We start from the raw sequence: 6,632 nt of genomic DNA, 5'->3' as shown, positions 1-6,632 counted from the left end.
AATACACCCAAAATGCAGGATGCAGCCAGAAAGGCCACAGAATCAGAGTCATCCAGCTAACAGGACACTTGACGCATAATCTAACCGCTGCATCCGCTCGATCAGTTTCGGGCCTTCCAGACACTCCGCGATCTCGGCATGACCGAGGAAGACATCGCCGCCCGGCACTTCGTGAACCCGGCGATCGTGAAGCAGCGGTTGCGGCTGGCGTCGGTGTCGCCAAAGCTGCATGAGGTCTATGCCGAAGACGGCATGACGCTCGAGCAGCTCATGGGGTTCTCAGTCACGGCCGATCACGCCCGCCAGGAGCAAGTCTGGGAGAACGTCAGCCGTTCCGGTTACGACGAGCCATACCAGATCCGCCGCATGCTGACCGAGAACACCGTGCGCGGGTCCGATCGGCGGGCCCAATTTGTGGGCCTCGATGCTTATCAGCACGCGGGTGGCGGCGTTCTGCGGGATCTGTTCGAGCACGACGACGGCGGCTGGCTTCAGGACGTCGTGTTGCTCGACCGCCTCGTAACCGAAAAGCTCAAAGCCGAAGCTAAGACCATTGCCGCCGAAGGCTGGAAGTGGATCTCCGTCGCTGTAGAGTTCTCTTACGGTCACACTCAGGGCCTACGAGAAATCGAAGGCAAACCTGTCGATCTCTCGCCTGAGGAGCAGGCGACCATCGACGCCCTGAACGCCGAGCAAGCCAAGCTTGAAACCGACTACCAGGATGCCGACGAATTGCCCGAAGAGGTCGATCAACGTCTCGGCGAAATCGAGTCGGCACTGGCGGCATTCGAAGACCGGCCGATGCTTTACGAACCGACCGAAATCGCCCGAGCCGGTGTCTTCATCAGCATCGATTCCGAAGGATGCCTCTCCGTGGACCGGGGTTACGTCCGGCCTGAGGACGAGATGCCGACGGCCGATCCTGATGCCGAGCAGGGCGCCGATGCGTCGTCGACCGAAGGTCAAGGAGAGGGCCCTTCCGTCCAGCGCACGGTGATCGCGGTCGCGGGAAGTGCTCCTGATGCTGAAGAAGATGATGAGGACCCGGCCAGGCCTCTGCCGGATCGGCTGATTATCGAGCTGACGGCGCATCGTACGCTGGCATTGCGGGATGCGCTGGCAGAAAATCCAGCAGTCGCGTTCCAGGCAGTGCTGCATAACTTCGTGCTGACGGCCTTTTACCGGTTCGCGTCGTCTGGGAGCTGTCTTGAGATCGGCCTTCGCACGCCGAACTTTCCAGCCCAAGCTCCCGGGCTGAGGGACAGCCTCTCGGCCAAAGCCGTCGAGGCGCGACATGAGGCCTGGAAGGCACGGTTGCCGAAGAGCGAGAACGATCTCTGGGATGCGCTGACGGCTCTCGATGGTCGTGAACAGGCATCGCTGTTTGCCCACTGTGCATCATTTGCCGTCAACGCCGTCTATGAACCGGCCAACCGCTACAATCAAGGCCGTGTCTCCGCTCAGGGTGTCCGCACGCGTCTAGACCAAGCTGACGTGCTGGCGCGCGCGGTCGGGCTCGACATGGTGCAGGCTGGCTGGCGACCGACCGTCGACAACTATCTCGGCCGGGTCACCAAGCCGCGTATTCTGGAAGCGGTGCGGGAAGCCAAGGGCGAGCCGTCGGTCCAACTGATCGACCATCTGAAGAAGGCCGACATGGCCAAGGAGGCCGAGCGCCTTCTGGATGGCTCGGGGTGGTTGCCGGAGCCGCTGCGTCTCGTCGATCTCAATGCGGCGCCAGTGGAGCAGGAGGGAGAATCGGGCTCGCTGCCCGAATTCCTCGCCGGCGAGGAGGATCAGGAGACCGCCGGCGACGAAGATCCGCGACAGCTCGACGCGGCTGAGTGACATCATGCGGCGGGACGGCTGAGGCTGTCCTGCGATTATTCGGGGACCGGTGCACAGCGCCGGTCCCCATTCTTATCGGCGAGCGCTGAGAGGGAGAGTTGGGCCGGGAAGGGTTTGAGCCGTCGGGGTCAGAGGAGAGCGCCTGGTGGTTCGATCATTCCTGCTCTCCGAAAGAAATCCTGCCATGACCGAATCTCTCGCCGGCGGCGCTGCCGCCGCGCCCCTCTCGATGCGTGCTGCTGCAAGTCTCACCTCCGCCGCTGCCAGGGCCGCGCGACAACTCCTGACCGATCTCGAACGTGGCCGTCGCATCGATGCGGCCGCTCTGCGTAGCGCCATGGAGGCTGCCTTCGGCGCCTCGGACGCGTCTGGTGCCTGGAACTGGAAGACCGCCTATGACGTCTGCGAGGCGGCAACTGTTCTATTCCTTCGCAAGTTCGGCCCGGCCATGCGGGTCAAGGCTGGTTCGACGGCCGCCATGCTGCCGATGCTCGCGAAGGTCGCGAGCTGTCTGCTAACCCATACGCGACGCTCCGAGGACAGTCAGGCGCTTCAGCAATTCTCGACGCCGATCCCGCTTGGGCTGGCTGCATGTTCCGCGGCCGGCGTTACGCCTGCCGATCGCGTTCTGGAGCCATCTGCGGGGACAGGCCTGCTCGCCGTCTTTGCAGAGCTCGCCGGCGGCGCCTTGGTGTTGAACGAGTTGGCCAAGGCCCGCGCAGAGCTGCTCGGCCATCTCTTCGCCAACGTTCAGGTCACGCGGTTCGACGCCGCGCAGATCGATGACCACCTCGATGCGAGTGTCGCACCGAGCGTCGTCCTGATGAACCCGCCGTTCTCCGCGCTGGCCAACGTCGATCGACGGATGGCGGATGCGGCTCTCCGCCACATCGCTTCGGCGCTCGCGCGTCTTCGCGACGGTGGACGCCTCGTTGCCATCGCGGGCGCAAGCTTTGCGCCGGACAATCCGGCATGGACTGATGCCTTTGTTCGGCTCCAGGAACGCGGGCGCGTGGTGTTTTCTGCCGCTGTCGATGGTGCCGTTTACGCGAAGCACGGAACGCAAATGGACACGAGGCTGCTTGTGATCGACAAGCTGCCCGCCGTCGATCCAACGGCTTTTCCCGCCTCGCCAGGCATGGCGGGTGATGTCGCTACCTTGCTCGACTGGGTGAGCCTGCATGTGCCTCCACGGCTGCCTGTCGCATCGCCATCGGAAATCGTTGCTATCGGCCGGCCAGCGAGGTCGCGATCGGTCGGCGCCATTGCACCGCGTTCATCGCTCTCTTCGATAGGCGTAGCGCCAGAAGGCGTCGAACTAGCGTACGAGACGGTCGAATGGTCGCCGCCGGAAGGCGCCCGGCTCACCGATGCGCTCTATGAAGAATACGGAATGCAGTCGATCCGTATTCCCGGATCGTGCGCGCACCCGACCAAACTCGTGCAGTCCGCGGCGATGGCGTCCGTTGCGCCACCGAAGCCGTCCTACCGGCCGCACCTGTCTTCGAGTCTGGTGGCGGATGGACTTCTGTCGGACGCTCAGCTCGAGAGCATCATCTATGCCGGCGAAGCGCATTCCGAGTTCCTGGCAGGCTCCTGGACGGTCGACACGACCTTTGATGTTGTGGCCGCCGCGCGCGACGACGCCGAAAATGCCGTACGCTTTCGCCGCGGCTGGTTTTTGGGCGATGGCACCGGGGCGGGCAAGGGGCGGCAGGTCGCCGGGATTTTGCTCGACAACTGGTTCAAGGGCCGTCGTCGGGCGATCTGGGTCAGCAAGTCCGACAAGCTGATCGAGGACGCGCAGCGCGATTGGTCTGCGCTCGGCATGGAGCGGCTGCTTGTTACGCCCTTGTCTCGGTTTCGCCAGGGCACCCCGATCCGGCTCTCGGAAGGCATCCTTTTTACCACCTACGCCACGCTACGGACCGACGAGCGCGGCGAAAAGCTTTCGCGTGTCGGGCAGATCGTCGAATGGTTGGGCTCCGATTTCGACGGAGTGATCGTCTTCGACGAGAGCCACGCCATGCAGAATGCGGTCGGGGGCAAGGGCGAGCGCGGTGAACAGGCTGCATCTCAGCAGGGCCGCGCGGGCCTGCGGCTCCAGCACGCTCTGCCGAACGCCCGCGTGGTTTATGTGTCGGCGACGGGCGCCACCACGGTCCACAACCTGGCTTATGCCCAACGCCTCGGCCTTTGGGGCGGCGCCGACTTCCCGTTCGCCACCCGTGCCGAGTTCGTCGAAGCGATCGAGGAAGGTGGGGTTGCGGCCATGGAGGTGCTGGCGCGCGACCTCAAGGCGCTCGGTCTCTACGCAGCCCGTTCGCTCTCGTACGAGGGAGTCGAGTACGATCTCGTCGAGCACCAGCTGACGCCGGAGCAGGTTCGCATCTACGATGCCTATGCCGGTGCGTTCAGCATCATTCATAATAACCTCGATGCGGCGATGCGAGCCGCCAACATCACCGGCGCAACGGGAACGCTGAACGGGCAAGCCAAGTCTGCGGCACGCTCCGCTTTCGAAAGCGCGAAGCAGCGCTTCTTTGGCCACCTCCTGACTTCGATGAAGACCCCGTCGCTGGTCCGATCGATCGAGCGCGACCTTGATGCTGGTCACGCCGCTGTTGTCCAGATCGTGTCGACAGGCGAAGCGCTGATGGAGCGCCGGCTCGCTGAGATCCCGACTGAAGAGTGGAGCGACGTCCAGGTCGACATCACGCCGCGCGAGTATGTCCTCGACTATCTCGCCCACTCCTTTCCGGTCCAGCTCTACGAGCCCTTCACCGACTCGGAGGGCAACCTCTGCTCCCGACCAGTCTATTGCGACGGCCAGCCGGTCGAGAGCCGGGAAGCCGTCGCACGACGCGACCGCCTCATCGAGAAGCTTGCATCACTACCGCCCGTACCTGGGGCACTGGATCAGGTCATCCAGCGCTTGGGCACCGAACTGGTTGCCGAGGTGACGGGCCGCTCGCGCCGCATCGTTCGCAAGGGTGATCGGCTGGTGGTCGAAAATCGAGCCGGTTCAGCCAACCTCGCCGAGACCTCGGCTTTCATGGACGACGTCAAGCGCATCCTCGTGTTCTCCGACGCCGGAGGCACGGGGAGGAGCTACCATGCCGAACTGTCGGCTCGGAATCGCCGTTTGCGTGTCCACTACCTGCTCGAGCCCGGTTGGAAGGCCGATGCCGCGATCCAGGGCCTCGGCCGGACCAACCGGACCAACCAGGCGCAGCCACCGTTGTTTCGTCCGATTGCGACAGACGTGAAGGCGGAGAAGCGCTTTCTCAGCACCATTGCCCGCCGGCTCGATACGTTGGGAGCCATTACGCGCGGCCAGCGCCAGACGGGCGGACAGGGCCTATTCAGGCCCGAGGACAATCTCGAAAGCCAGTACGGGCGTGACGCATTGCGTCAGCTCTACACGCTGCTCGCGCGAGGCAAGGTCGACGGCTGCTCGCTTGGGAGGTTCGAGGATGCGACCGGTCTGAAGCTCATGGATGCTAATGGGCTCAGGGATGACCTGCCGCCGATCACGACCTTTCTGAACAGGTTATTGGCGCTCACCATCGACCTACAGAACGTGCTGTTCACCGCCTTCGAGCAGCTCTTGACCGCTCGGATCGAAGGCGCGGTTGCATCCGGCACCTACGACGTGGGGTTGGAAACCCTCCGTGCTGAAAGCTTTGTCGTCACCGACCGGCGGACGATCTATGACCATCCCGGCACCGGCGCCGAGACCCGGCTGCTCACGATCACCCAGCGCCAGCGCAATCATCCGGTAAGTCTGGATGACGCTCTTGCTCGTCTTTCAGATCGTCAGGCCGTCCTGCTCGTCAATGAGCGCTCGGGACGAGCCGCCGTGCAGCTCCCGGCGGCGAGCGTCATGCTCGATGACGGCGAGATCGAGCGGCGCGTCCGTCTGATCCGGCCGATGGATCAGCACACGGTCCCCTTGAGTATGATGGCGGAGAGCCACTGGATCGAAGCGGACCGGGGGCGCTTCGCTGCGGCCTGGCTGGCGGAGCTTGCCGAGGTGCCCCAGTTCACGGAAAGCACGATCCACGTTGTGGCGGGCTTGCTGCTTCCCATCTGGAAGCGGCTGCCAAACGAATCGACCCGCGTCTATCGGCTTCAGACCGATACAGGCGAACGCGTCATCGGCCGCAGGGTATCTGCCGCGTGGGTCGCAAACTTCCTTGCGGCGGACGCGCCTTCGCCGACGCCGGACGTTGTCTTTGCAGCACTGATGGAAGGACGGACCGTCCTCGACCTCGCAGAGGGAATTCAGCTTCGCCGCGTCCGGGTGATGGGTGCACATCGCATCGAGCTGTCGGGATTCAACGACACGATGCGTGATCGACTGCGGGCCTACGGACTCTTTGGGGAGATCATCTCCTGGAAGCTGCGCATGTTCGTACCCACGGACGCGAGCGGCATCGAGGTCCTGTCGAGGGTGCTCGACACGTATCCGGTAGCGCGCGTCAGTGAGCGGGAGGCCGCGTGATGTCCCGCGATGCTTCCGAACTGGCACGCCGACTCGCGCGCGACGCCGAGGCGGTGTGCCGACACTATCTCTCCCACGGCAAGCGCGCGGGGCGATACTGGGTGGTCGGCGACGTCCACAACACGCCGGGCCGCTCGTTGTTCGTACGGCTCCAGGAATCGCCGAAGGGACCCGCTGGGAAATGGACCGAATATGTTGCGCCGAGAGTTATGTTGCGCATTTGCGCTTGGGTGCTGTCTCACAGACGATTGACAGCTTCTACGCAACATAATGCCAG

2 protein-coding genes and 1 pseudogene are annotated in these 6,632 nt (G+C 63.8%); all 3 read left to right on the top strand.

From position 1 onward, the window contains the following. The first annotated feature begins 138 nt into the window (after window positions 1-138). Window positions 139-1,848: a DNA-binding protein gene (locus M2427_RS41825; protein WP_280712537.1), complete on the top strand. Its 1,710-nt coding sequence runs from the start codon at window positions 139-141 to the stop codon at window positions 1,846-1,848. Window positions 1,849-2,032: 184 nt separating this feature from the next. Further along, a complete protein-coding gene (locus tag M2427_RS41820) occupies window positions 2,033-6,355 on the top strand; it encodes a bifunctional class I SAM-dependent methyltransferase/DEAD/DEAH box helicase (RefSeq protein WP_280712536.1) in 4,323 nt (1,440 codons plus the stop codon). Continuing rightward, window positions 6,355-6,632: pseudogene (locus M2427_RS41815) on the top strand (hypothetical protein); the annotation flags it as partial. The gene M2427_RS41820 and the pseudogene M2427_RS41815, both read left to right, overlap by 1 nt.

Source organism: Bradyrhizobium sp. BR13661 (assembly GCF_029892425.1).
Lineage (GTDB): Bacteria > Pseudomonadota > Alphaproteobacteria > Rhizobiales > Xanthobacteraceae > Bradyrhizobium.
This window is presented reverse-complemented; position numbering and strand designations above follow the sequence as displayed.